We start from the raw sequence: 26,395 nt of genomic DNA on the forward strand, positions 1-26,395 counted from the left end.
TGAGCGTGGATGCGATTCAGTGAAAAGCTGGCACGCTCTAAGGCGTGTCTCGGCGTAAAGGCTTGAACGAATACCGGTGTATACGCTTGATGCCACCATCTAATGCGATTTTCGCGCGGTGCTGCGCAGAGCCATATCCCATGTGTTTTTCCAAGCCATAGCCTTCATTCTCATGGCCAGTCTGTGCCATCATCCGGTCACGTGTAACTTTCGCAATGATAGCGGCTGCTGCAATCGACATGCTGCGCCCGTCGCCCTTCACGATTGCCTTGGCTTGCATTTGAGGTGGCAAGGCAGGGGGTATGTCGCGCCCGTCCGCAAGGACAAAATCAGGAATAATAGAAAGCCGCACGATGGAGCGGCGCATGGCCTCCAAGCTAGCTTTGCGGATATCTGTCCGGTCAATTGTTTCAGCGCAGATCGATGTAACAGACACCGCAAGGGCCGTTTCCATTACAGCATCATAAAGGGCATCGCGCTTTGCGATGCTCAGCTTTTTTGAATCATTCAGCCCGTCTATTTTCGCATTAAGCGGTAATATGACGGCGGCTGCAACAACCGGACCGGCCAGCGGCCCGCGTCCGGCTTCATCTGTTCCGGCGATAAAATTAAAACCCTGATCAACCAAATAAGCTTCAAACTGATAATCCGGGACTGTTTTGCTATCGAAAGGAAAATTTGGAAAAGGTTCATTGACACCTTGGGTTGTTTGAAAAAGGGGCAGAGAGCCGGCGTCGCGTTTGTTCATCTTCATGATGATCTGGCTTGGCATGACAGCCAGCTCTCTGCAAGTGTCCAATCAATGTATTCGCTTGAAACCAGTGGATCGGGATAATCAAGCTCAGCGACGAAGTGGGGCATCGCAGGCAAACAGGGATTGGACACCAACCGCACAGCATCTCAGGGGGGAGAAAAACTGCGCAGATATGGTGGTGCTACAAAAGCTCCAACTGCTCTTGATCTGGCTTAGGCTGGATAAAAAGATCAGTGTTTAATTTATACCGGCTCGTATTCATGCCAAGGCGCTTACATGTCATCTCGACACGTCTGGAAATTTGCCAGGCATAGGGGCCGGTACCGCGCATCCGCTTGCCCCAATCGGCGTCATAATCCTTGCCGCCCCGCATTGAGCGGATGAGGGACATAATGTGCCGATAACGCTCCGGATAATGGCGTAAAAGCCACTCTTTAAAGATGGGCGCAACTTCCAGAGGTAGCCGCAGCAATACATAGCCTGCTTCGCGCGCACCGGCAGCATAGGCGCTGTCTAAAATACGCTCCAGCTCATAGTCATTAAGCCCGGGAATGATGGGCGCCACCATGACAGAAGTTGGAATGTTCGCCTCGGATAATTGCTTGATTGCCTCAAGGCGCTTGGACGGCGTTGAACAGCGCGGCTCCATTGTCCGTGCTAAAGTGCGGTCAAGCGTGGTGACAGAAAGGGCCACTTTAGCCAAACCTTTTTGAGCCATGCGCGACAGAATGTCGATGTCACGTGTCACAAGCGCAGATTTGGTCACAATGCCCACAGGATGATTGTATTTCTCCAGCACTTCCAGAATTGAACGCATGATAAGCCAGTCACGCTCAATCGGCTGGTAGGGATCCGTATTCGTTCCGATAGCAATCGGTTTGACCTTATAGCCGGGGCGCGTAATCTCGCGTTCAAGCAGTTTTGCCGCATCGGGCTTGGCAAAAAGTTTGCTCTCGAAATCAAGACCGGCTGACAATCCTTGATAGGCATGGCTCGGCCGCGCGAAGCAATATACGCATCCGTGCTCACAGCCGCGATAGGGATTGATAGACTTATCAAAGGAAATATCCGGTGATGTATTCTTGGTTATAATCGTGCGGGCGCGTTCAACCGCAATCTCGGTCTTGAAAGGCGGAAGATCATCAATTGTCTGCCAGCCATCATCAATGTCTGTACGTGAAAATGCTTCAAAACGGCCTGACGGATTAATGGAGGAGCCGCGTCCGCGTGAACGGCGTTCATGAACGCGCAGGCTTGCCTCTGCAATCAGGCCATTGGCGAGTTCGGTTCCGGCTTCTCCTGAACGGCTAAATGCAGCTTTGTCTGCCAATTTGATAGAATCCAATAATGTGTACTTCATGATTTTTCCAATCGTGAAACCGATTCTGTTGTTTGATGACAATATTCCTATCATAAAAATAGAACATAACAAGAACATATTTGCGTTTTGCGTTGCAGCACAACATGCATTATTAAGTGCGCATGATTACGGTAATTGTGACAGTCAAACAGAGCGATACCCAGCAGCTGGCTCAAACACTTGAGAACCTGGTTTCTTATGCGGTGGAAGGGTTTGTGCAGGAAGTCGTGGTTCTGCATTCAGGGCTTGATGAAACAACGCGCTATTTGGCCGAAGAGGCCGGTTGCAACCTTGTTGAAGATGCCAACGATATTCAATCGGTCTGCGCAAATGCGCGCGGTGATTGGCTATTGTTTATGGAGGCAGGTGCAACGCTTGCAAGCGGCTGGGCCGATATAGTCAATGCCCATGCGAACGCCGATGGCGGGGCGGCATCATTTCGACTTTCGGTAAGCAAGGCGCGCCCGTTGTGGCAAAGGTTTCTGGCACCGCAGATATTCAAACAGCCGCTCGCGCGCGGTCTTCTCATATCGAAGCGCCAGGTACGCGCGAATTCAAAAAAGCAGAAAACGCCGGTTGAACTTGTGCGCGGGCTTGCGGTCAAACGCTTACGGGCAAAAATAATTCCTGCTTAACAAGCTAGGCGGACTTGTTTGCTCCCCGTTTAAAATGTTCGTCCAATCGCGGCATGATTTCCACGAAGTTGCAGGGCATGTGCCTGTAATCAAGCTGATGCTTTAAGATGCCATCCCAACCATCTTTGCAGGCACCGGGAGAGCCGGGCAAAACAAACACAAAGGTCTGGTTGATTAAGCCAGCCGTTGCGCGTGACTGAATGGTCGAGGTGCCGATCTTTTCGGCTGAAATTTTGTGAAACATGATCGAAAAGCCGTCCATCCGTTTTTCAAACAGTGGTTCGAGAGCATCGGGCGTAACGTCACGTCCAGTAAAGCCGGTACCGCCGGTCGTTATCACCACATCGATGTCTTCCTGTTTTGACCATTGAATAACCTGATCGACAATGTCGGCTGTCTCGTCGCGGCAGATGGTGCGTGCAGCCAAAATATGACCTGCCTCTTCAATCCGCTTGGCCAGTGTGTTGCCTGACTTGTCTTCTTCGATAGTACGCGTATCGGACACCGTAAGAACGGCGATACGAACCGGAATAAACGCGCGGCTTTCATCAATCCTGCTCATTGAAAATCCCTGTTATGAAGAAGTGGTACGCGTTGCTTTCACCCACCAGTCGGGCTCTGCCTCGCTGATGGCCTGCGCTGCCGCTCTTGCGGCAGGAGCGGTGTTGAAGATACCGAAACATGTTGCGCCTGATCCGCTCATTCGGGCTAGAAGGGCGCCTTTATTATACAGTAGATGGAGTGACTTCTGAATATCCGGGCAAAGCTCAATCGCAGCGTCCTGCAAATCGTTTCTGGTACGCTCTTTGAGGAAAGACACCACTTTCTCTGCCGTATCCGGAATGTCGAAAATCGCAGGATTATCTTTGTGCTTCAGTGCGGAGAAAATCTCTGGTGTTGATATGTGCTGCCCGCAATTAACGAGCACCATGTGGAGCGCCGGAAAATTCGTCAATCGGATAACTTTTTCACCGATGCCCACGGCCCGTAAAGGCGTTTTGAGCATGCACATCGGCACATCGGCTCCCAGTTTTTGTGACAGGGCAATTGGACCGCTGTGGTCGGGATCAAAAGGAACCTGCCAGTGCCGGTGCAGTAACATCAACGCTGCGGCAGCGTCAGATGAACCGCCGCCAAGACCTGAAGCTACCGGTAGCCGTTTTTCTAGGCTGATATGAACCGCAGGCACGGAGATACCCGCTTTAATTGCACCAAGACGCACATGGTCACGTGCTTTGATGACTAAATTATCCCTGGCATCCTGATCGCCAAGCTCTGCGCCAAAAGAACCGCTTACACCGAAGCCGTCAACCTGCGATTTGCTGACGATAATCGTATCGAATGTATCAGCCGTATCGGAAAATACAGCAATGGTATCAAGCAGATGATAGCCATCATCGCGTTGTCCGGTTACGTGCAGTGCGAGGTTAATTTTCGCAGGTGCATTAAGTAATTGCATCTGCTTTAGCCGTCATCGGCGGCACTGGAAGCTGCACTGTTATTGCCGGTCGCAGCTTCTGAATCCTTGGCCATATTGTCATCAATGCTTTCTGCAATGAATTTGGATGCATCACCTTGGTTCGCCGCATTCATCTTCTCGATAACGCGCTTTTTGTCTATATCTTCGCCTTCCATGCCAAGAACCTGGCTCCATTGATAAATGGCTTCCAGCTTGCGGCCTACACGCCAATAGGCGTCTCCCAAATGATCATTGATCGTGGCATCGCGCGGACGCAAATCGGTTGCGCGTTCCAACGATTCGACAGCTTTTTCAAAGTCGCCAAGGCGGTAATAGGCCCAGCCCAGAGAATCGGTGATATAGCCATCGCGCGGACGCATTTCGACGGCCTTCTGGATCATCTCCAAACCTTCATCAAGATTCATATTCATATCCACCCATGAATAGCCGAGATAGTTCAATATATCTGGCTGATTGGGCGAAAGCTCCAGCGCGTGTAAAAATGTTTCTTCGGCTTTTGGCCATTGTTTTGTGCGTTCGTAGGATATGCCGAGACGGTAGTGCAGGGGCCAGAAACGCGGGTCATCCGCATCAAGTTGCGTCAGAGCTTGTTTATAGACGTCGATAGATTCGTCATACCGTTTTTCGGTAGAAAGAACGCCGCCAAGAGCCATATAGCCGGCGTAATCTGACGGGTTTTCTTTAACCAGCGTCTTGAGCGTTTTGACGGCTTCTTCGTTCCGGTCAAGCGCCGATAAAGCAAGTCCCTGTTGCAAAGAGGCAGGCCGGAACAAAGCTGAACTTTCCGGCACGGATGCATAAAGTTCGATAGCTCTTTCGGTCAGATTTAACCGCTCGGCTATATCACCGAGTTCAAAGAATATTTGCGGCTCATCCGGCGTCGCAACACGAGCCATTTCCAGATAGATCGTCGCAAATGTTTCTGCGCCTTCCCGGTTTATTGCAGAGGCGAGGTTCAGAAGTATTTCCCCGACACCTTTAATCGGCGAGTCGATCGTCAATGTTTTAGGATTACTATCTATCGTATCGGCCAGCCGGAGCAGGGGCGGATTGTTGGGCGCAATCGCCAAACCGCGTTCAATGGTGGTCCGTGCATCTTCTATATCGCCATTTGCTGCTTGTTTGGCAGCGTAAACCTCGGCAATACGCAGATAGGTCAGAGGAGATGCGTTGCCGCCATTTGCATCATTCATAGCCTCTTCAAAGCGCTGCATAGTGTCATCGCGACCGGCAGCATTGGCAATAAGCGCCCCATGATAGGCTTTGAAAATGTCGAACCAGTCGGGACCGGCTAATTCATCTACGGTTTTGAGCGCAATTTCCGTGTTACCGGCACCTTGAAGTGCCCAGGCGCGCATAATGCCGGTTATAAGGCGCTCGATATCATTAGCCTGTTTCAAAATTAAAATAGGCTGCGCTTCGTCATAACGGCCTTCACGAATTGCCTGAACGCCCAGAACCAGACGTGCAATGCGCTCGACTTCGACTTTATCTTTCAGTTTTTCGGCAAGTGGTATGGCCTGCTCAAATTTACCCGTGTTGATGTAAGCGATCATTAATTCGCGCTGCAAATCAACATTTTCAGGGTCGTAGTTTAATGCGTCGGCATAATAAAAAGCCGCAGCTTCAAAATCATATTCTTGCAGCGCGGCCCCGCCTGCTAGAAAAGCACCGGCAAATGTTGATGCTGATTTTAGTTCAAGCTCCAGATTTTCTTGCGCAAAGACGGGCGACGCCAATAATGTTGCGCTAAGAAAAGAAGCGACAATAGATTTACGCATAGAAAAATGGGCCATTAAAATACCTGATGTGAATCGTTTTGACGAATATAGCACGCACAATGGCCAATTTAAGATGAACCCGCAATGGCAAGGAATATCAGCTTAATTAACGCGCGATATACAAAAATCCACAACATCCAGCATGGCGTTTTTCATTTTGGAATCTTTAAACGGGCCGAGCGCATCACGGGCAATCGCACCAAAGTGCTTCGCGCGTGTAATTGTATCGGCTAATGCACCATGTTTGGACATGAGCGCACGGGCATGTTCCAATCGCTCATCTGTATTGTTGTCGCCTTCAAGGCTTTCACGCCAGAACGTTCGTTCTTCATCATTGCCGCGGCGATAAGCCAAAAGGACGGGCAGCGTGATTTTTCCTTCGCGGAAATCATCGCCGACATTTTTACCCAAATCTTTGGCATTGCCGCCATAGTCCAGAACATCATCGACAAGCTGGAAAGCAAGACCGAGATTTGTGCCGTAGGATTTAAGTGCCGCACGCTCATCTTTTGCAGATCCGGCAATAATAGGCCCGACTTCAGCAGCGGCGGAGAACAAAGCGGCTGTTTTAGCGTTAATAACGGCGAGATATTCGTCTTCGGTTGTGCCGAGGTTCTTTGCAGCAGCAAGCTGCATCACTTCGCCTTCAGCAATAATGGAGGCGGCTGTCGAGAGGACGTCCAGCGCTTCCATCGAGCCGACTTCAACCATCATTTTAAATGCCTGCCCAAGCAAGAAATCGCCAACCAGTACAGATGCCTGATTGCCCCATATCATACGGGCTGTGGGTTTGGACCGGCGACGGTCACTTTCATCAACCACATCATCATGAAGCAACGTTGCGGTGTGCATAAATTCAACACTGGTTGCCAGTTTGACATCCCCGTCGCCTTTGTACCCGCACAAATCAGCAGCGGCTAAAGTCAACATTGGGCGCAGGCGCTTGCCGCCTGAAGAAATCAAATGACGCGCAACTTCCGGTATCATTTCGACATCGGAACCGGCCTTGGACAGAATAAGCTCATTTACGCTGTTCATGCCATCGGCGCAAAGCTCCGTCAGTGCAGAAATGCCATTGCTTTTACGTGTCTCATTGAGTGATACGACAACGCCCAATATATTTCTCCTTTGTTGCCGGACCACTTTAAAAACTTGCGCGCTGCGGGGCAAGTGGCGAATTGGCGCGGCAGGCAATTGGTCAAACACAAAAGTTAGAAATATGTGATCTGTTGTGTTTTGCAGTTGGGTAAAAACATGCCTATATGATTGCGATGAAAGAACTGCTTCGATCCAACAACATGATTACGCTTTCCTTCGTTCAATCGCTGATGCGTGATGCCGGCATTGAATGTTTGTGGGCCGATCAAAATATGAGTACCCTTGAAGGGTCTGTGGGCGCTATTCCGCAGCGCATTCTTGTGGATGCGGCTAAACTGGAAGAAGCACGGCAGATTATCGTTGAGGTCGGCTTGGAAAAAGAGTTGCGGGATGACGCTTAATGGCCGCGACTGAGCTGACAACGGACACATTTCACCGTGGAAAATTTACATTGGTGCAACCTCAAAAAGGCGGTCACCGTGCAGGCATCGATGCGATGCTTCTTGCCGCTTGCGTTGCTGGTGGCTTTGACGGGCAGCTAGCCGACCTTGGTGCGGGTGCCGGTGCAGGTGCTTTGGCCGTTTTAAGCCGCTGCCCGCAGGCAAGTGCCTCTCTATTTGAAATATCTGACGCGATGCTGGATTGCGCGAATAGAACACTGGCCCACAGCGACAATGAAACTTTCGCGTCCCGGGCAAGAATATGCAAAGCCGATATCACCGCCAATGGAGAGGTTCGCTCGCGCTGCGGACTTGAGCAGAACAGCTTTGACTGGGTGATCGCAAACCCGCCATTCAATGATAAAGATGATCGCCGGTCTCCCCACAGTGAACGTTCATTTGCCCATGTGATGGATGGAAAGACGATTGAGCTTTGGTCACGCACAGCTGCTTCCATTGCAAAGCCCGGCGGCTATTTTTCAATGATTGTACGCCCGCAATCCATAGGTGAAATTCTGGCAGGGTTTATGGGGCGTTTCGGTGCCTTGCGCATAACGCCTGTTCATGCACGCGCTGATGAAGATGCAATTCGCATTTTAGTGACGGGCAAAAAAGGCTCGAAACAAAAACTGGAAATGAGTGCGCCGCTTGTTCTGCATGAAAATGACGGGCGCGGCTTTACGCGCCGCGCCGATGCGTTGATCAATGGATTGGCGTCTCTTTAAACCGCGCGCCAGCCAATATCACTGCGATAAAAGCCTTCCGGCCATTGAACGGCTTTAACCCCTTCATAGGCTTTATTCTGCGCTTCTTTTACGGTGTTGCCTGAGCCGCAAACGGCTAAAACACGCCCGCCATTGGCGATCAACTTGCCATCTTTCAAAGCTGTCCCTGCATGAAACACGGTCACATCTTTAATGGCAGCCACTGCCTCAAGATCTATTTGCGATCCTTTTTCCGGTGTGGCGGGATAATTGGGCGCACACATGACCACTGTGAGCGCCGTTTTGTCGCTCCACTTCAGGTTTATATCTGACAAATCGCCTTCCGCTGATGCCTTGAGGAGTGGAAGCAGGTCGCTTTCAAGACGCAGCATCAATACTTCGCATTCCGGGTCACCGAAGCGAACATTATATTCAATCAGTTTTGGGCCGTCTTTGGTCACCATGATACCGCAGAATAATACACCTGAAAAAGGGTGCCCCATTTCGGCCATACCGCGCATGGTCGGCTCGATAATTCTTGCCATGACGTCGGCCTGCATCGCAGCGTCAAAAAGCGGAGCAGGGGAGTAAGCGCCCATACCGCCGGTATTCGGGCCGGTGTCACCCTCGCCAACGCGCTTGTGATCTTGCGCCGAAGTCAGCGGGACCGCATTTTTACCGTCACAAAGACAGAAGAAACTGACTTCCGGTCCCTCAAGATACTCCTCGACAACAACCTCTGCGCCCGCTTCGCCAAAAGCGCCTTCAAAGCAATCTTCAATAGCGTCCATCGCTTCGCTCATTGTCATGGCAACGGTTACGCCTTTGCCTGCCGCCAGACCGTCTGCTTTGATAACGATTGGCGTGCCTTGCGCACGAATATAGGCTTTAGCCTTTGGTGCGTTGTTAAATCGCTGATAGGCCGCTGTCGGGATGTCGTATTTGGCGCAAAGATCTTTGGTAAAGCCCTTGGATCCTTCAAGCTGCGATGCGGCTTGCGAAGGGCCAAATACGGCGATATCTGCGGCGCGCAAACTATCGGCGATACCATCAACCAATGGCGCTTCCGGCCCGACAACAACCAGCGTTACATTTTGCAGGCGGCAGAAATCAATAACAGCCTGATGGTTTTGAAGGTCCAGCACAACATTCGTTGCCACATCGCTGATGCCGGGATTGCCGGGCGCGCAAAACAGCGTCTTAAGCAGGGGCGATTGTGCGAGCTTCCATGCCAAGGCATGTTCGCGGCCGCCGGAACCGATCAAAAGCACATTCATCATCACTCTCCTGTATCTTACGGTCTGGCTAAGCGTTGCCGTGACGCAGGTCAATATCTCAGGTGCCACTTGACCTTTTGTCCACGCTTTGTAACTCAAGATTATGGATTCGATTCAATCACATAATGCGCAAGGGCGCGTAGCGGACTCTCCATCGGGTCATTGGACATATAAATTGCTGCCGCGCCGTGCGTGGCCCTATGCTCAACTTGCCAGATGGGACCGCCCGATCGGGTGGTGGTTGTTACTGTGGCCCTGCTGGTGGTCAGCAGCACTGGCACCATTGGCAGACAGTTTGAATGGATCGGTCGCACTTCCTAATGTCTGGCATTTGATTTTGTTTCTCATCGGCGCAATTGCCATGCGCGGTGCCGGTTGCACCTATAATGATCTGGTCGACCAGAAGATCGATGATATGGTCGCGCGCACCCGTTCGCGCCCCTTGCCGTCAGGGCAGGTTACACGCCTGCAGGCGAAAGCATTTCTGGTCGCACAGGCGCTAGTCGGTTTGCTGGTGCTTTTACAGTTCAACAATTATGCGATTATTGTCGGCCTTTGTTCGCTTGGTGCGGTGGCAATTTACCCATTTATGAAACGTGTGACCGACTGGCCGCAATTATTTCTCGGATTTGCGTTCTCTTGGGGAGCATTCATGGGGTGGGCCGCATATTTCGGTGCGCTGACGATTACACCCTTTTTGCTTTATTTCGGATGCATCTTCTGGACGATCGGGTACGACACGATATATGCGCATCAGGACAAGGAAGACGATGCTTTGGTTGGCGTTAGATCAACCGCGCGGCTGTTTGGCGAAAAAACAAAGCTGGCGCTTGGCATACTCTATGTGTTGATGCTGCTGTTCTTTGCGGCTGCATTTTACACGGCGGGCGTGATTTGGGTTTCCTATATCGGGCTGGCCGTTGCTGCCATTCATCTGGCAAGGCAGATTATCGTGATTGATATTGATAATGCAGATCAATGTCTGGCCCTGTTTAAATCCAACAGAACCGTAGGCTGGATTATTTTTGCAGGCTTGATAGCGGCAGGACTTTCTACCGCTATCTAACTTTTCAGTTGTTAATTGCTGGCGATAATCTGCTGACCGCCAACGCTCAGACGCACACCCAGATTGCCCAAGCGGCGACGCGCTGAATATGGCGGGCGGCTGTCGGCGAACATTTTCGTGTGCCCGCGTCCTTCCGGATCATTCACAACAGCATGGGCAGCGCTTTCTTCCAGCGTGCGTGCTACGCCGTCTGCATCGATAATCATCATCGGAAGCTTCAAGAGCTCGGCCCACAATTGCCAGTCAGTTGCGATATCCGCAAGTTCGTGGCCAACACGCAATGGCACGCAAAGCGCTTCATCTTCGTGCAGCAGTTCAAGGGTAACCAGCGCCGTTTCAGGCCCTGTTTCAGTTGCACGCGCGGCCACACCGCGAAAAGAGTTGTTCGGCAGTGCAATGTTGAAATCAGCGAGATTCGCATCGCTGGTATGTTTCAAAACGGCACCGCGCTTATTGACTGTTATCTCAACCGCATCACCGCTTACACGTGATGCATAAGACACCTGCTGTGGTAGCCGTGTTGGATCAAGTCTGAATTCTTGGCCGGCCCAAACCGGCTGCGCAACTGTTGACATGTTTGACATCTCGCCTGTCTTCTTCAAGAGCGCGGGCTTTTGCCTCTTTGCTCATCTCACTTAAAGTCCCTGTAAACGGATGGTCTTTGCCACCTCGTCAAAAACCAAATTAGGGGGAAGACGACAAAATCGAACTAACAGACAGAGTTAAGAAAATACTGATTTTAGAGATGGTTACCGATTTTCTACCACCTGTAACAAAATGGTAGGATAGATGTCGAAGACGTTAATATATGCTCTTTGTAAACCATAAGAGGTGCGGGCCTAGAGTACTTTTTGCGGATTCATGATGCCCGCCGGATCGAAGTTTTTCTTGATCCGCCGCATAAGGTCGAGCGCTGTCGGGTCTTTTATCTTGGCCATTTCATCCCGTTTCATGACACCGATGCCATGTTCGGCGGAAATTGAACCGTTATATTTTAATACAAGACCATGAACGGCCGGCGTGATGACGCGGTCCATCGCCAGGAATTCTTGTTTGTCTGCGCCGACAGGCTGGGAAATATTGTAATGCAAATTGCCATCACCCAAATGACCAAAGGCGCAAATACGGGCGCTAGGCTCAATATCGAGTACGGCTTTTTCGGCATCTAACATGAAAGACGGGATCGCATGTACCGGAACCGATATATCATGCTTGATGGAACCGCCTTCAGGCTTCTGGCTTTCTGACATCGATTCCCGCAAGTGCCAAAAATCCTTTGATTGTGAAACAGAGGAAGCAACGGCACCATCAAGCACCGAACCGGCTTCCATTTGGTTTTCCAGCAAATGTTCAAGCAGGGATTGCGCGTGGTCTTCGCTTTCCCCTGATGAAACTTCAAGCAGCACATACCAAGGGTAGGGCGTGGTAAGCGGATCGCGAACACCGTCCACATGCTTGGTGGTAAATTCTACGCCAAGACGCGGCATAAGCTCAAAGGCAGTGAGTGATTGACCTGCAAAATCCCGCGCCGCCTGAAAGAGTTCCAATGCAGCGGCGGGTGTTTCCAAACCGAGAAAAGCGGTGATCTGCCCTTTGGGCTTCGGGAATAGTTTTACAACTGCGGCGGTGATAATGCCGAGCGTGCCTTCAGCACCAATAAATAGATGGCGGAGATTGTAGCCCGTATTGTCTTTTTTCAAAGCGTTCAGATCATTCAGTATTTCACCGGTCGGTAAAACCACTTCCAACCCTAGAACAAGATCACGCGCAACACCGTAAGACAGTGCGCCCGTACCGCCTGCATTGGATGATAAATTGCCGCCAATTTGACAAGAGCCTTCTGCTGCAAGAGAAAGCGGGAAGAGTCTTCCGACATCATCTGCTGCTTCCTGAACAGATTGTAAAATACAACCTGCTTCGACTGTGATCGTGTTGCCTGCTGTATCAATATCGCGCACTTTGTTCATGCGTCCCATTGCCAAAATAACGGCATCGCCGCTCATGTCGGGCATACCGCCGCCAACCAGTCCTGTGTGGCCGCCTTGCGGAACAATCGGTGTTTTGGTTTCTGTTGCCAACGCCAGAATCTGGCTGACTTCCTGCGTGTTGGCAGGCAGCAAAACAAGTTCGCTTTTTCCCTCCCAACGATCGCGCCATTCACGCAAATAGGGGGCAATATCTTCCTGATTTACGCGGGCGTTTTTTGTGCCAACAATCGCAATAAATTTCTCACGTAAATCGTCATTCATCTTTTCATCCCCTTGGCGCAGCAGCACGCTTAAGTCTGTCGTTAATTGCAATACCAATATCGCTCATCGGGACCGGTTCAACGGCGATGCGCGCAACATTTGAATTGTCCAGTTCAGACATCATTGAAAACAGATTGGAAGCCGCTTCAATCAGGTCCCCTGTCGGAGATAGATTCAATATTTTGACCGCCTGATCCGCGCCGGTAATACGGCTTGATCCAAATGCAAGTAGCGCTTCGCCTTCAACCACTTTCTCAGCATCAAGCCGCATAAGTGCATTGGGTGCGTAATGGGAAGTCATCATACCGGGCGCTTGAATCGATGCATTGGCTTCTGCTTCTAACAGATTCAAATGACTCATCTTTTCAAGGTCACTTAAAGTAATTCCTCCGGGCCGCAAAATAGTGGCTGTGTCACCGGCAACTTTAACGATCGTGCTTTCAAGTCCAACCGCACATGGACCGTCATCCAGAATTAAGTCTACTTTGTTTCCCAAACTTTGTTGCACGGCCAATGCGGTGGTAGGGCTGATTTTTCCCGATGCATTGGCGCTGGGCGCGGCAAGCGGCTTGCCATATTGCGCGATCAATTCTGCTGTTAACCCCTTGGGAAAACGCAGGCCGATTGTGTCTAGTCCGGCTGTCACTAAAGGGTGGATTTTGGTGTTGTCTTTAAGCGGCAAAACCAGTGTCAGCGGTCCCGGCCAAAACGCATTTGTAAGGGCTAAAGATGCTTCGTCAAAGACGGCAAATTCCTGAGCCATTTCCAGGCTGGAAACATGACAGATCAGCGGATTGAATTGAGGTCTACCCTTGGCGGAAAAAATGCCCGCGACAGCCTCGCCATTTGTGGCGTCAGCGGCAAGCCCGTAAACAGTTTCAGTGGGAACAGCAACAAGACCGCCATTGCCCAAAATGACCAATGCCTGCGTTAAAGCATCATCACTGACAGCTACGATTTGATTGCCGTTTTCATGTTTCATGAAGGCCTTCTATCGCGCAAATGACAGCACGGCAATGCACCTTTTTTTAAGGGCAGATTAACCAGCTTTTCAAACCGGACGTACACAGGTTTTAGGTATTGTCCCGTCAGATATAGACACGGGGAACTGATATGAACACTTTATATAAGACATTGTTCGCGGCTTCTGCGCTAACATTTTTGAACGCAATTCCGGCTTCAGCGGACTATTCCTTGATGGAAGATTCTTCACTGCCATCTGTCATCTTTGTTGAGTTCAGCGGTGACGCGGCTGAGCCAAAAATCATTAGAGCACCATCAAATAGTGTGTCTGTAATGGACCCGGCTTTGCCGCCTGCTGAAAGTGAGCCAGAGAGTTCGCAGACCAAGACTCAGGCGTCGCTTGGCGGTCCGGCAAAAAAATCTAAGTCCGTCAATGAGCGTGTTGAAGATGCGATTGCTGATCTGGAAAAGAAAAACGACAAAGACTTCGAAGATGACATTATCGAAGATGCCGTTGCAGAAAGATTGCTTGATGGCGCACCACTGCGCTAAAACGAATTTAGCTTAAAATTAAACCCGCATGGCGATAGCAATGCGGGTTTTTTTAATGTTCAAATTTTACACCTACTAACCGGCGATTTTGGAGAAATCAGCGAGCCTCTGTGTTGTAGCGCGCAACGATGCCAGAAGACGCAAACGGTTGACGCGTACCGCTGGATCGTCCGCATTGACCATCACACCGTCAAAGAACGCATCCACACTTGGGCGAAGCTGCGCGAGAATTGCAAACGCGCCTTCATAATCCTCTGCTTTGATACAGTGGGCAACATCATCACGCACCGCAAGAATGGTGTCTGACAAATCTTTCTCAGCCTGCTCGCTCAGCAATGCTTGATCAATGTCCTGATCAAATGCGCCTTCGCCGTCTTTCTTTTCTTCAGCGGCCAGAATGTTGAGCGCGCGTTTGGTACCGGCCAGCATGTTCGCGCCATCATCGCTTGCGAGCAACTTGCCCAATGCTTCGACACGGCGCACGACAAGCAGCAAATCATCATCGCCTTCAGCAAGCACCGCATCAATCAGATCATGCCGCGCGCCTTTGTCACGCAAATAAACTTTCAAGCGGTCATGGAAGAAGGAGAGGAGGTCGTTCGTCATTCCATGCTTGCACAAATTTAGGCGTATGGCATTTTCCACTACAATCCGAATGACGCCCAATGCCGCTCTTCTAAGCGCGTAAGGGTCTTTTGAACCTGTCGGCTTCTCATCAATCGCCCAGAACGCGACCAGCGTGTCGAGTTTGTCGGCCAGTGCGACGGCGATCGCCACCGGATCGGTCGGCACTGCATCGGACGGGCCTTGCGGCTTATAATGATCTTCAATCGCAGCGGAGACCGCTTTGCTTTCACCTTGCAGTTCCGCATAGCGGCGGCCCATTGCACCTTGCAGTTCGGGAAACTCACCCACTGCTTCGGTCGGCAGGTCAGCCTTTGCCAGATGCGCGGCGCGTTTTGCTTGCTTGGGGTCTGCGCCGACGATAGGCGCGAGTTCCTCCGCAAGCGCAGCGATGCGTGCAACACGCTCGCCCTGTGTGCCGATTTTGGCATGGAATGTCACGCCCAGATTGTCGAGTTTGGCCATGCGTTGATCAAGCGGCTTCTTCAGATCAAGATCGAATTTTGCGGCAGACGCTTCAAGTTGCGCGAGGTCCGGCAGGTTGCCTTGGTCTGTCTTCCAGAAATGCAGCGCATCGGAAAGGCGCGCGCGCACAACCTTGCCATTGCCGTGTGAAATTTCCGCGCCGCCATCCTTGGCTTCAATATTGGAGACCAGAATGAATTTATTGGTCAGCTTGTCAGAGCCTTGCGCACGGCAGACAAAACATTTCTGGTTTGTCTTGATTGTCAGGCGTGTCACATCGTCGGGGATTTGCAGAAAATCTTCCTCAAATTCGCCCATCAGCACAACGGGCCACTCGACGAGACCAGACACTTCTTCCAATAGGCCTTCATCTTCGACTAGATCAACGCTATTGGCAAATGCGAGGTTTTTCGCATCATTGGCGATGATTTCCTTGCGGCGTTCGCCGTCCAGAATGACGAAATTCTTCTCCAGCTTGGCAATATAATCGTCAAAACGTTTGACTGTGAATGCTTCGCCTGCATGGAAACGGTGTCCGCGTGTGGTATTGCCGGACTTGATGCCTGCAACTTCAAAATCAATCACTTCCGGCTCTTCGGTCTCGGGACCGAACGTACATAGAATTGACTGCAATGGACGCACCCAACGCATCGAGCCGGGCTTTGCCGATTGTGCGCCCCAGCGCATTGATTTCGGCCATGGGAAATCACGGATGATATCCGGCATAATATCCGCAATTATATCCTGCGCGTTGCGGCCTTCTTTCTTGATGATGGCAACATAAAAATCACCCTTTTTAGGGTCACTTTTGATGGTTGCTTCATCAATCGAGGAAAGTCCGGCGCCGCGCAGGAAGCCTTCGATCGCTTTTTCAGGCGCATCGGTGCGCGGGCCTTTGCGTTCTTCAGAAATATCGGCTGATCGGGCAGTCAGGCCGCGCAGATCAAGGGTCAGGCGACGCGGGGTCCAATATTCTTTTGCACCTTCATAGGTAAGGCCGGCATCGACCAAAGCGTTGGTTACGCGTGCGCGCAAATCACCAGCAGCTTTACGCTGCATACGGGCAGGAATTTCTTCTGAGAACAGTTCAAGCAATAAATCAGGCATTATCAGTCCAGATAGTTTTGGCCCTTAGTCAAGTAATTGACCAAAGGCGATGTCATGCCCGTCGAGGTCCTGAATACCGAACTCCAAGACTCCGTAAGGCTTTTCATGCAGCGTGTAATCTATCTTGGCGCCGTTGGCTATAAACTCTTCATAAATTGATTTGGCGTCGTCCACCCAAAAGTAAGCGTTCCATATACCATTGCCGACTTCCCAATTGGGTTTGTTGGCATGGTCTGGGGCATGGGAGAGCATGATGCGGATATTATCACGCTCCATAATCGCAAAATCGGGCGGGTCTCCCCAGACTTGTCCTGTGAAGCCGAGACATTTTTCCCAGTAGTTTAAGCTCTGTTTAAAATCGCGCACGAGCAAAATACAGGCTGTGCCGATCATTTTTGCTTTGTCTACCATTACCAGCCGCCACCGCCGCCACCGCCGCCGCCGCCGCCGGAAAAACCACCGCCGCTGGAAAAGCCTGAAGAGGAGCTTTTAGGTGCAGGCAGAGAGGATGTCATCGTACTCGACATATCATCACCAATTTTGCCGAAAGTATCGCTGATGCGGTCTGTCGAAAATCCTGTGCCATTATACCAGCCCGGACCTCTGTTGCGATAGGCAACAGCAGCGGCTGCACCGGCGGCAACTGCCGCTGCAAGCCATCCCTGAAACGCTTTGGACCATGGTTTTTCAACGCCCAGCGCAACGGCATAGGGCAGCAGCGTTTCATAGTGCTGAGGCGACATTTCAGGAGAATTGAGCATATTCATCCGGTCTTCTTCAGCGACCGAAAGATAATGCCGCAATCCTTCAATTTCAGCGGCACGTTGTTGTCCGATTTGTGTCGGCGCGCCCAGTAGATAGAAAAACAGGATATTGATCATCACAATGGAAACGAGTGCCAGGATCAAAGGTATCGGCACATCGATATATTCAATCTGGCTGATAACTACACCGCCAACATTACCCACCATGATCACAACAAAAAACAGAATGAAGACCTTTTTCACTTTGCCCCATAGGCCGTCGCCTAATGATTTCGCAAAGCTGACGATAAGCGATGTCACGACAACGCCGACGATAAGCGCAGGAACAAGAGTAACGATTGCTTCTTCACCTAATCCGCCAAGCGAAAGAGCTAAAACAAAAACACAAACAGACAGAAAAATGCCCAGAACAGCATAGCCAAGATTTTGCTTGAAAAACTTGCCGCGATGTTCGCTTTCAATGCCGTTGCGAAATGCTTTGGCCATGCTTTGAACGGACTTTCCGTTCGACTTGTTAATTTTGAATGTCCCGCCAGCCATCTCAACCCGCGATAATAGCATTGCTTCGCCCACGGGGAGCTTTTCATCGGGGCTTTTACCTGTTTGCGTGATCGTCAATGTGTTACGGGCGTTGTCCAGCGTAACAATACCCTTGACCGCAAGCGATAACGCCGCCGCAGAAATCGCAGTAAAGCCCTGCTTTTTGAGGCTGTGGTGATAAATGTAGTGAGAAAGGGCAGGTGATATTTCTTTTGGTAAATCCCAGCGCGGGACAATGGTGCCTTTGGCGGGGTCGCGCCCGACACGTAGCCACATGAAAATGTAATAGAGAAAGACTATCGCCAGACCGGCAAAGGCAATGATCTCGCCAATATAATCCTGCAAAAAATATCCCATGGCCTGTTGTTGTGAAAGCTCTGGAATAAGACCCTTTTGAAACTTGATGCCAACGGTTAGACCTTCGCGCGGCCGCAAAGGTTGTGTCGTTTCAAAGCGCGCCGAGCGTTGATTTGATGCAATTGAAGTACGGGCATTTTGATCCCTTGAGCCATAACCGCCCGTAAAGGCTAAAATATCTTCAATTTTTCCGCCTTCGGGCAGTGTAATTGTGGCTTGCGCATTGTCGATTGGAAAAGCCCATTCTGTCCCCGTGGCGTTCCAGTAGACTTCATCATAGTTTTCGAAACGTCTTAGCTGACGTGTCGTTTTGTATTTTATTTCATATGTATGGCGGCCGGTTGGTAATAAATAATCGGCGTTACCAATCCGTATATTTAAAGACCGTGAGCCTTTTTCGACCTTTGCTGTTTCCGGTTTTCCGTTTCTGGTAACCGATATGAGTTCGAAGCCGACTTTGCGCTCGCGCCCATTATCAGCCGCTTGTACGGTGGGAAAATCACGGAATATACCGCGCCGGATTTGTCTCCCTTCAACATTGACGGTGATCGTTTCTGTTACCAGAAAAGCACCGTCATCCTCGACGATGATATCAGAACTATAATTGAGAATACGTTCTGCAGCGCCCGCCGGCAGGCTTGCGGCCAGCAGGAATATGGCGATCAGTGCAAGAAAACGGCGCATGGAAAACCTATTTGCTGAAGTCGACATTCGGCACAGCGCGGTCGCTGGCATTTTCCAGCTCGAAATAGGCCGCCTGCGTGAAACCGAAAGTATTTGCAACCAGATTGGACGGGAAGCTTTCAACCTTGATGTTCAGGTCACGGGCTGAACCGTTGTAATAGCGCCGCGACATTTGAATTTCGCCTTCAATCGTCTCAAGCGTATCTTGTAGATCCTTAAAATTCTCGTTGGCTTTTAAATCAGGATAGGCTTCTGCAACGGCAAACAATTTGCCAAGAGCTTGGCTGAGCATACCCTCTGCTGCTGCTCTACCGGCGATATCGTTGGCCGGTACAGCTTGGGCGCGGGTGCGCATTTCGGTCACTTCACGAAGCGTTTCTTGCTCGTGATTTGCATAGCCTTTAACGGTATTGAGCAAATTGGGAATAAGGTCCGCGCGGCGTTTAAGCTGTACGTCGATGCCGCTCCATGCTTCCTGAACCATCTGGCGCAGACGAACAAGGCCATTATAAATAATGATTGCGTAAGCCACGATAGCTACAACGATGATCAGTGTAATTGTGCCGCCACCAAACATGATTTTCCCCTCAGTTTTAAGCAATATGGCGAAAGTAGACAGCTATGCCTCAGTTGTCACGTGCTTTTGACGTGTGAATAGATGCTTACACATTACTGTCATTGATCTGATATGTGAGCACCCCGCACGAAATTAATAGCGCGGGGTGCTCGCCCCTCAACTGACGAGGGGTGTCAGTTTCGGGGTATGCCTATCGTTTAATTTGCTGTCTGACGTACAGAACCACCTAATCAACAACGCGCCGGACGGGAAAAATTTCCATCGCAAGCGGTCACAATGAGTTGATTATCTTGGAAATTATCTAGCGGAGACGCCGCTAAATCTCGTCATCTTCATAGTTATACCGCTTGGTGGCAAGCGGATTGACAAGATAAGCGCATATGGCCGCAATCGGCAAAAGGCTGATAATTGCAAAGTACCATATGGCTATATTGCCAAGAGGAATTCCTGATTGAAAGAGCTCGAACATCGGCATCAGCGATGTCAGGAATATGATGCACCAGAATATAAAAGCGGTAACTGGCCTATTGATACGCCTGAAATGCCAGAACAAAAATACAGCAAGAACAGCAAATCCGATTGCCATAATGAACTGCATAGCAGCTATAGCGAGATCGAATATTTGTTCGGCCATAACTTAAAGGTTTGCGCCACCGGCATCGGTTTTAAGGAACGCTTCGCCGCAGGACTTTGATAAATCACGAACTTTTAAAATGTAGCTCTGGCGCTCTGTCACAGAAATGACGCCGCGTGCATCCAGAAGGTTGAACACGTGCGATGCCTTGATGCACTGGTCATAGGCTGGAAACACGCATTTATGCAAAGCGTCATTCGAGCCTTCAGCCGGTGCGCCAGCCTCTAAAAGAGCAACACATTCCTGTTCTGCGTCTTTAAAGTGCTGGAGCAGAATTTCTGTATTGGCGTATTCAAAATTATGGCGGGAATATTCCTGCTCTGCCTGATGAAATACATCGCCATAGGTGATCGTTTCGTCACCTTCCATTCCGTTGAAATTCAGGTCGTAGACATTGTCGACACCTTGAACATACATCGCAAGACGTTCCAGTCCATAGGTAAGTTCGCCCGCTACGGGTGAGCATTCAACACCGCAAACCTGCTGGAAGTAGGTAAACTGGGAGACTTCCATACCGTCGCACCAGCATTCCCAGCCCAAACCCCAAGCGCCGAGCGTCGGGCTTTCCCAGTCGTCTTCCACAAAACGGATATCATGGAGAAGCGGATCAATACCGATTGCTTTCAAAGAGCCTAGATAGAGGTCCTGTAAGTCGGGCGGTGAAGGCTTTAATATAACCTGATACTGATAATAATGCTGTAAACGGTTCGGGTTTTCGCCGTACCGGCCGTCTGTCGGGCGCCGTGAAGGCTGCACATAGGCTGCTTTCCAGGGTTTTGGCCCCAATGACCGCAATGTCGTTGCCGGGTGAAACGTACCGGCGCCAACTTCCATATCGTAGGGTTGAAGAATCGCACAACCATATTGCGCCCAGTAATTATGGAGCGTCAGTATCAACCCTTGAAATGAACGGGATGGATGTGTCGGATCAATTTTCGTATGCGCGGTCATTTTATTCTGCCGTTGGCGTGATTTTTAACCGAAGTCGCATGAGACACGCCAAGCGTCAAGATGTGATGCGGCGGTAGGATTATTTCTGGAACTCATCTTCGCGCATTGGCCGGTATTCGCCGGTCTCAGGATCTTCAATTAAAGTGCCGTGCGCCTGATTGGCCTGTTCTTTCTCCGCGCGCCGCACACTTTTGGACACACGTTCTGCTTCGTTCAGGAATTTCTTATATCCCCAAATGCCGACCGCAGCCGCCGCTGCAAGAAGTAAAAGCTGTGGCATTTGTCTCTCCCAATCTAGAGGCCAAGCCTGCTCCAATAGCCTCGTTCATCAAGCGTGTGCATAGCACCTTCTAGCATATCCGCTGACAGTTGCGCAGTATTGACGCCGGAAAAAAGCGATGCTGTTGAAGACGGCTGGCGTCGGCCGAACAGACCGCGTTGCGGTGTGATTAATTTAAGTTCGGTTTTATCGCCAAAGCGTTTTTTCAGGAATGAACGCATATCGCCGATTTCATCGACAAGCCCCAGCTCTTTCGCTGATTGACCTGCCCAGAAACGTCCGGTGAAAAGATCCGGATTATCGCTCAGCTTGTCGGCCCTGCGGCTTTTAACAAGGTTTATAAAAACGTCATGTATTTCAAGCTGAAGCTCTTTGATCCGTTCGATGTCTTCTTCCTTGACAGGTCGGAACGGGTCCAGCGTCGATTTGTTTTGACCGGCAGTATAAACACGGCGCTCAATGCCAAGCTTGTCAATCGCTTCCACAAAGCCAAAGCCAGCCGAAATGACGCCGATTGAACCAATAATCGAGGAGGGGTCAGCGATGATTTCATCACCGGCAACTGCAATCATGTAACCGCCTGATGCGGCTGCATCTTCGGTGAAAACCAGCACTTTCTTTTTGTGCTCTTCGGCAAGGTCACGAATGCGACGGAAAATTAAACGCGATTGCACCGGTGAGCCACCGGGTGAATTAACTGAAATGGCAACCGCCGGCGCTTCTTTTTCTTTAAATGCTTTTTCCAGCATTTCTGCGCAGCTTGCCAGCGATAAAGCTGGATTAAAAGCATTGCCGCCGGCAGATATAACCCCCTTTAACCGAACCACCGGTACGACAGGGTTCGTTTTGCGAAACTTTGCTGGTACGAGCTTTTTAAGCGCTTTTTTCACGGGTAGAGCCTCTTGAGTTGCTTTTTCTCACATGTAAGCAGCAATCAGGGCAGCGCAATAGTCTGAGCGCAGAATTCGGTATCAGTGCTGAAAATTCAGACTTAATACAAGTCGTTGATACGTGGCGGTTTGGTCGAAGCCGTTACTGTATTGTCCAAGCCTGCTGGCGGAGCCATTTCGTCGCCCGAGTTGCTTTGCGGTGTTGAAACCAAAAGCGGACCATCCGGCATTTCAGGTTCGTTGACCTCGATAAGTTGATCAATCGGCCATGCTGCATGCAGATCTTCGGGCGTCATATCGATCACATTGATGTCGATGTCATTATTGGTGCCGTTCACCCGATAAGGGCACTTTTTCTGCGAGCAGTTTAATTGCGACTGAAATTGCCAGATATTGTATGTTTCCCAATGGCCTTTTGGAAAATGGCTGCCGATATCCGGTTTATAGCGCGCATACCATAGCGGCAGACGGGACAATATCTCGTATTGATCGCGGTTATCAGCAATATGCTGTGCCGTGTTTCCGTTTGTGTAAAGCATCGGCCAGCGTTTCAGCTTGCGATAGATGTAACGGACGAAAATCTCCGCGTCATCAAGCGACATCCATTTTTCAGGATCAATGTCTTCAATATCGATGACGATTGTTTCGTCTTCTGAAGGGTCGGCATAATCCAGAAAATGCCGGGCTTGCTCAAGCGGATTGCCTGCTCTTGCCAAGTGATAGGCACCCCATTTTAGTCCGGACTTTTTAGCCAGCGCGCGGCGCGTATGGTAAAGTTCACGCGCTACAGAATAACGCCGCCACTTTTCAACACAAAGACTTTTCTCGGCCTTGTTGCCGGAGCAGCGATACGGCGCAGGCAAGCCGTCTGACGCTTTGTGTATAAAGGCTGCAATGCGCTTGTTTTGAGCGACTTTCTTGATGTCAATTTGATTGAATTCGTACCCATCCAGAATAAGCGCTCTGCTTTTGTTGCGCCATGCCTGATTAAATTCAGAAGCAAGAACAGGGATCGTACCAAGCGTCATTAATGCTGTTACAAAACTGGCGCAGATTAAACCCGATATGTTCACAGCAGTGACTCCAACTGTCAGACAATAGGATATAGTTGCGCTTTATGGTTAACAAACTGGAAATGTGCTCATTCCCGCTATACCGCTATGGGCTAAGGGATTGGCGTTTGGCTCTGCAACGAATGTCTGGATAAAGTGACGCAATAGATGATTGAATAATTGACGTTTACGTAAAAAGCAGGTAGCCATTTCCAAATGGAGGAATTTGCCTATGTATCGTGCACCCGTTGATGAAATAGCCCATGCGATCAAACATGTTGCTGGTCTTTCCAATGCAATTGATAATGGTCACGCCGGTGAGTTGAGCGAAGATCTTGTCGACGCTATTTTGGAAGAAGCCGGAAAATTTGCCTCGGATGAGATCGCGCCAATGCTGATGGTTGGCGATCAGCATGGTTCCACTTTAAAAGACGGCTCAGTAACCACGCCACCCGGGTGGAAAGAACTATACCGGAACTGGATTGATGGCGGCTGGAACGCGCTGTCCGGCCCAGAAGAGTTCGGTGGTCAAAATCTGCCCTCGACACTTGCCATGGCCGCAACAGAAATGTGGAATGCCGGTTCAATGGCATTTGGCCTTTGCCCGATGCTGACGATGGGGGCCATTGAAGCGTTTGAAGCACATGCGAGTGATGAGCTAAAGGCGATCTATTTCGAAAAACTGGTTTCGGGCGAGTGGACCGGATCGATGAATTTGACGGAGCCGCAGGCAGGTTCCGATCTTGCCGCGCTTAAATCCCGCGCTGAACCGCAGGATGACGGTAGCTACCGGATATTTGGCCAGAAGATTTATATCACCTATGGCGAACACGATATGACCGATAATATCGTGCATCTCGTTCTGGCGCGTTTGCCTGATGCGCCTGCCGGAACACGCGGCATCTCGCTCTTTGCCGTGCCCAAGTTTTTGGTCAATGAGGACGGGTCGCTGGGCGAGCGCAATGACGTGTTTTGCAGCGGGCTGGAACATAAATTGGGTGTTCATGCATCGCCAACTTGCACCATGATTTATGGCGATGGAAAGTTTGGTGACAAGCCGGGCGCGATAGGCTGGTTGATTGGCGAAGAAAACCGCGGTTTGAACTGCATGTTCACCATGATGAACAATGCGCGCCTTGCTGTCGGTGTGCAGGGCGTTGCGATCGCCGAAGCTGCCACGCAAAAGGCCATAGCGTTTGCCAATGAGCGCAAACAGGGCAAATCACCGTCTTGGGATGGTGAAGGCATGGCGCCGATCGTTTATCACCCTGACATTCAGCGCAATCTTTTAACAATGAAGGCGCTTACACAAGCCGCGCGGGCAATTTGTTATTCCTGTGCCCATGCGATTGATATGTCAAAAACCGGTTCGGATGAGGACAGAAAATTTTGGTCCGAACGCGCCAGTCTTTTAACGCCGGTTGCGAAAGCCTATTCGACTGATATTGGCTCGGATGTCGCCTCAATCGGTGTGCAGGTGCATGGCGGGATGGGCTTCATTGAGGAAACCGGCGCTGCAATCTTCATGCGTGATGCGCGTATCGCGCAGATTTATGAAGGCACAAACGGTATTCAGGCAATTGACCTTGTACAGCGCAAGCTGCCTATGTCTGACGGGCAATGTGTGGCAGCTTACTTTGATGAGCTTGATTCCATTTTGGAACAGCTACGCACATCGAACGAACCGGCCTTTGGCAATTCAACCGCTATCCTCTCTGACGGTTTGAAGGCTTTAAAATCCGCAACAGACTGGCTCACTGAGAAGTCAAAAGCGGGCGAAACGCAACATGTGCTGGCTGCGGCAACACCATATCAGACGCTTTTCGGTCTGGTGTCCGGTGGTATCTATCTTGCCAAATCGGCCCTTGCTTCATCGGGAGCAAAAGACCGTGCAGCGCTTTGCCGTTTCTTTGCGGAAAATCATGTCAATGGCGCCGTGGCGCTGCAAAACCGTGTGGAGCAGGGTGCTGACAGCTTTGAGAGCGCGGCTGCTTCACTTGTAGATTGAGGTTTATCATGAGCGATCACATACTGGTTTCGACGCAAGGGGCGGTTCAGACAATTCGCTTCAACCGTCCGGATAAAAAAAATGCGATTACCCGTGCCATGTACGGACAAATGACAGAAGCTTTATCGGCCGGTGAGGCTGACGATTCCATACGCTGCCATGTTATTTTAGGCACACCGGGCGCATTTTCATCCGGCAATGATTTGCAGGATTTTATGGCTTTTGCCGCATCAGGAGACATGGGCACTGAAGTGTTCGATTTCCTGAATTGTATGTCAAGTGTGAAAAAGCCATTTATTTCAGGCGTCGATGGGCTGGCGATTGGTATTGGCACGACAATCCACATGCACTGCGATTTAACATTTGCCACTCCGCAATCATTGTTCAAAACACCTTTTGTGGACTTGGGGCTGGTTCCTGAAGCCGCATCCAGCCTGCTTGCGCCAGCGATTATGGGGCATCAACGCGCTTATGCGTTGCTGGCAATGGGTGAACCATTATCTGCCGAGCAGGCGCGCGATGCGGGATTGATTTATCAAGTTGTTGAGGCAGATGCCTTGGAAAGCACGGTAGCAGACACTGCCGAAAAACTTGCCGCACGCGCACCGCAGGCAATGGCTCATGCCAAAAGGCTTATGCGGCCTGACACTGAAACCATAAAAGCGCGCATCCTGGAAGAAGGAAAGCTATTTGCGGAGCAGCTCAAGTCTGACGAAGCAAAAGCGGCATTCATGGCTTTCATGACACGCAAGAAATAGCGCGACAGAAGTTGTTAGTGTGCGGTTGTGCTCGAAAAGACGTTGAGCACAATCACACCGGCCACAATGAGGCTAATGCCTATTATACCCGCTAAATCCAGCTTCTGGCCGAAGGCAACAAGACCGATAAGCGCAACAATTGCGACACCGGCACCCGACCAAATGGCATAGGCAACTCCAACGGGAACTGTTTTTAGAACCAGTGCCAGAAAATAGAACGCGACTGCATATCCTGCCACTGCAACAAGACTGCCTGCCATATTGGTAAAACCGTTCGATGATTTGAGAGCAGTCGTGCCGATAATCTCGCCGGTTATCGCTACTGCCAAATAAAACCAGTGCATG

At 50.5% G+C, this 26,395-nt stretch carries 27 protein-coding genes; 7 read left to right on the forward strand and 20 right to left on the reverse strand.

Features of this window, described 5'->3' with window-relative positions:
• Window positions 1–37: 37 nt before the first annotated feature.
• Both SU32_RS09390 and SU32_RS09395 read right to left on the reverse strand, forming a co-directional pair.
• Window positions 38–772, reverse strand: coding sequence for a ribonuclease HII (locus SU32_RS09390; RefSeq protein ID WP_245625518.1), 735 nt, complete (start codon window positions 770–772; stop codon window positions 38–40).
• Between the two features lie 163 nt (window positions 773–935).
• Entirely contained in the window at window positions 936–2,114 is a 1,179-nt protein-coding gene (locus SU32_RS09395) for a PA0069 family radical SAM protein (protein ID WP_201454914.1), read from the reverse strand.
• 122 nt (window positions 2,115–2,236) lie between these two features.
• On the opposite strand from SU32_RS09395, the gene SU32_RS09400 reads away from it, so the two are divergent.
• Window positions 2,237–2,749 carry a glycosyltransferase family protein gene (locus SU32_RS09400; RefSeq protein ID WP_053999104.1) on the forward strand — a complete coding sequence of 171 codons (513 nt, stop codon included), beginning with the start codon at window positions 2,237–2,239 and terminating at the stop codon, window positions 2,747–2,749.
• 4 nt (window positions 2,750–2,753) lie between these two features.
• Here SU32_RS09400 and moaB read toward each other — a convergent pair whose 3' ends face one another.
• The 4 genes from moaB to SU32_RS09420 form a co-directional block, all read right to left on the reverse strand.
• Window positions 2,754–3,311, reverse strand: coding sequence for a molybdenum cofactor biosynthesis protein B (moaB, locus tag SU32_RS09405; RefSeq protein WP_053999105.1), 558 nt, complete (start codon window positions 3,309–3,311; stop codon window positions 2,754–2,756).
• 12 nt (window positions 3,312–3,323) lie between these two features.
• Entirely contained in the window at window positions 3,324–4,208 is an 885-nt protein-coding gene (locus tag SU32_RS09410) for a 4-(cytidine 5'-diphospho)-2-C-methyl-D-erythritol kinase (protein WP_053999106.1), read from the reverse strand.
• A 5-nt stretch (window positions 4,209–4,213) separates the two neighbouring features.
• Window positions 4,214–6,025 (reverse strand): tetratricopeptide repeat protein, encoded by a 1,812-nt coding sequence (locus SU32_RS09415; protein ID WP_053999107.1) that lies wholly within the window; start codon window positions 6,023–6,025, stop codon window positions 4,214–4,216.
• Between the two features lie 87 nt (window positions 6,026–6,112).
• Window positions 6,113–7,126, reverse strand: a complete 1,014-nt coding sequence (locus SU32_RS09420; RefSeq protein ID WP_053999108.1) for a polyprenyl synthetase family protein — start codon at window positions 7,124–7,126, stop codon at window positions 6,113–6,115.
• Window positions 7,127–7,281: 155 nt separating this feature from the next.
• Between SU32_RS09420 and SU32_RS09425 the strand changes: the two genes are divergently transcribed.
• On the forward strand, window positions 7,282–7,509 hold the full coding sequence (locus tag SU32_RS09425; RefSeq protein WP_053999231.1) for a putative signal transducing protein: 228 nt from the start codon (window positions 7,282–7,284) through the stop codon (window positions 7,507–7,509).
• Window positions 7,509–8,273 carry a tRNA1(Val) (adenine(37)-N6)-methyltransferase gene (locus SU32_RS09430; protein ID WP_053999109.1) on the forward strand — a complete coding sequence of 255 codons (765 nt, stop codon included), beginning with the start codon at window positions 7,509–7,511 and terminating at the stop codon, window positions 8,271–8,273. Before SU32_RS09425 ends, SU32_RS09430 begins: the two co-directional genes overlap by 1 nt.
• On the opposite strand, the gene purD is transcribed toward SU32_RS09430, so the two are convergent.
• Window positions 8,270–9,529, reverse strand: a complete 1,260-nt coding sequence (gene purD, locus SU32_RS09435) for a phosphoribosylamine--glycine ligase (protein ID WP_053999110.1) — start codon at window positions 9,527–9,529, stop codon at window positions 8,270–8,272. The genes SU32_RS09430 and purD overlap by 4 nt on opposite strands.
• Before the next feature lie 103 nt (window positions 9,530–9,632).
• Between purD and ubiA the strand changes: the two genes are divergently transcribed.
• Window positions 9,633–10,595 (forward strand): 4-hydroxybenzoate octaprenyltransferase, encoded by a 963-nt coding sequence (ubiA, locus tag SU32_RS09440; protein WP_053999111.1) that lies wholly within the window; start codon window positions 9,633–9,635, stop codon window positions 10,593–10,595.
• A gap of 11 nt (window positions 10,596–10,606) precedes the next feature.
• On the opposite strand, the gene SU32_RS09445 is transcribed toward ubiA, so the two are convergent.
• The 3 genes from SU32_RS09445 to SU32_RS09455 all read right to left on the reverse strand — a co-directional run bounded on the left by SU32_RS09445 (window position 10,607) and on the right by SU32_RS09455 (window position 13,826).
• Window positions 10,607–11,170, reverse strand: coding sequence for a DUF6101 family protein (locus tag SU32_RS09445; protein WP_160316304.1), 564 nt, complete (start codon window positions 11,168–11,170; stop codon window positions 10,607–10,609).
• A gap of 264 nt (window positions 11,171–11,434) precedes the next feature.
• Window positions 11,435–12,844, reverse strand: a complete 1,410-nt coding sequence (locus tag SU32_RS09450) for an FAD-binding oxidoreductase (protein ID WP_053999113.1) — start codon at window positions 12,842–12,844, stop codon at window positions 11,435–11,437.
• 4 nt (window positions 12,845–12,848) lie between these two features.
• Window positions 12,849–13,826, reverse strand: coding sequence for an L-threonylcarbamoyladenylate synthase (locus SU32_RS09455; RefSeq protein WP_053999114.1), 978 nt, complete (start codon window positions 13,824–13,826; stop codon window positions 12,849–12,851).
• A 131-nt stretch (window positions 13,827–13,957) separates the two neighbouring features.
• Here SU32_RS09455 and SU32_RS09460 point away from each other — a divergent pair, with 131 nt between their 5' ends.
• Complete coding sequence (locus SU32_RS09460) at window positions 13,958–14,359, forward strand: hypothetical protein (RefSeq protein WP_053999115.1); 402 nt, start codon at window positions 13,958–13,960, stop codon at window positions 14,357–14,359.
• 75 nt (window positions 14,360–14,434) lie between these two features.
• On the opposite strand, the gene glyS is transcribed toward SU32_RS09460, so the two are convergent.
• The 9 genes from glyS to SU32_RS09505 form a co-directional block, all read right to left on the reverse strand.
• The gene (gene glyS / locus SU32_RS09465) at window positions 14,435–16,555 is read right to left on the reverse strand and encodes a glycine--tRNA ligase subunit beta (protein ID WP_053999116.1); all 2,121 of its coding nucleotides are present in this window, start codon (window positions 16,553–16,555) and stop codon (window positions 14,435–14,437) included.
• 24 nt (window positions 16,556–16,579) lie between these two features.
• Window positions 16,580–16,966: a glyoxalase/bleomycin resistance/extradiol dioxygenase family protein gene (locus tag SU32_RS09470; RefSeq protein ID WP_053999117.1), complete on the reverse strand. Its 387-nt coding sequence runs from the start codon at window positions 16,964–16,966 to the stop codon at window positions 16,580–16,582.
• A complete protein-coding gene (locus SU32_RS09475) occupies window positions 16,966–18,927 on the reverse strand; it encodes a DUF2207 domain-containing protein (RefSeq protein WP_053999118.1) in 1,962 nt (653 codons plus the stop codon). Before SU32_RS09475 ends, SU32_RS09470 begins: the two co-directional genes overlap by 1 nt.
• The gene (locus SU32_RS09480) at window positions 18,908–19,477 is read right to left on the reverse strand and encodes a LemA family protein (protein ID WP_053999119.1); all 570 of its coding nucleotides are present in this window, start codon (window positions 19,475–19,477) and stop codon (window positions 18,908–18,910) included. The genes SU32_RS09475 and SU32_RS09480 overlap by 20 nt, the downstream gene beginning before the upstream one ends.
• A gap of 316 nt (window positions 19,478–19,793) precedes the next feature.
• On the reverse strand, window positions 19,794–20,111 hold the full coding sequence (locus SU32_RS09485) for a hypothetical protein (protein WP_053999120.1): 318 nt from the start codon (window positions 20,109–20,111) through the stop codon (window positions 19,794–19,796).
• A 3-nt stretch (window positions 20,112–20,114) separates the two neighbouring features.
• Window positions 20,115–21,062 (reverse strand): glycine--tRNA ligase subunit alpha, encoded by a 948-nt coding sequence (locus tag SU32_RS09490; protein ID WP_053999121.1) that lies wholly within the window; start codon window positions 21,060–21,062, stop codon window positions 20,115–20,117.
• A 79-nt stretch (window positions 21,063–21,141) separates the two neighbouring features.
• Window positions 21,142–21,342 (reverse strand): hypothetical protein, encoded by a 201-nt coding sequence (locus SU32_RS09495; protein ID WP_053999122.1) that lies wholly within the window; start codon window positions 21,340–21,342, stop codon window positions 21,142–21,144.
• A 14-nt stretch (window positions 21,343–21,356) separates the two neighbouring features.
• A complete protein-coding gene (locus tag SU32_RS09500; protein WP_053999123.1) occupies window positions 21,357–22,232 on the reverse strand; it encodes a S49 family peptidase in 876 nt (291 codons plus the stop codon).
• 101 nt (window positions 22,233–22,333) lie between these two features.
• Window positions 22,334–23,305, reverse strand: coding sequence for a glycoside hydrolase family 25 protein (locus SU32_RS09505; protein WP_053999124.1), 972 nt, complete (start codon window positions 23,303–23,305; stop codon window positions 22,334–22,336).
• Window positions 23,306–23,516: 211 nt separating this feature from the next.
• Between SU32_RS09505 and SU32_RS09510 the strand changes: the two genes are divergently transcribed.
• Window positions 23,517–25,292, forward strand: a complete 1,776-nt coding sequence (locus SU32_RS09510; RefSeq protein WP_053999125.1) for an acyl-CoA dehydrogenase family protein — start codon at window positions 23,517–23,519, stop codon at window positions 25,290–25,292.
• Between the two features lie 8 nt (window positions 25,293–25,300).
• Window positions 25,301–26,050, forward strand: a complete 750-nt coding sequence (locus SU32_RS09515) for a crotonase/enoyl-CoA hydratase family protein (protein WP_053999126.1) — start codon at window positions 25,301–25,303, stop codon at window positions 26,048–26,050.
• Window positions 26,051–26,064: 14 nt separating this feature from the next.
• Here SU32_RS09515 and SU32_RS09520 read toward each other — a convergent pair whose 3' ends face one another.
• Window positions 26,065–26,394 carry a DMT family transporter gene (locus SU32_RS09520; protein WP_053999127.1) on the reverse strand — a complete coding sequence of 110 codons (330 nt, stop codon included), beginning with the start codon at window positions 26,392–26,394 and terminating at the stop codon, window positions 26,065–26,067.
• Window position 26,395: the final 1 nt, after the last annotated feature.

The organism is Ahrensia marina (assembly GCF_001293565.1).
Classification (GTDB): Bacteria; Pseudomonadota; Alphaproteobacteria; order Rhizobiales; family Rhizobiaceae; genus Ahrensia; species Ahrensia marina.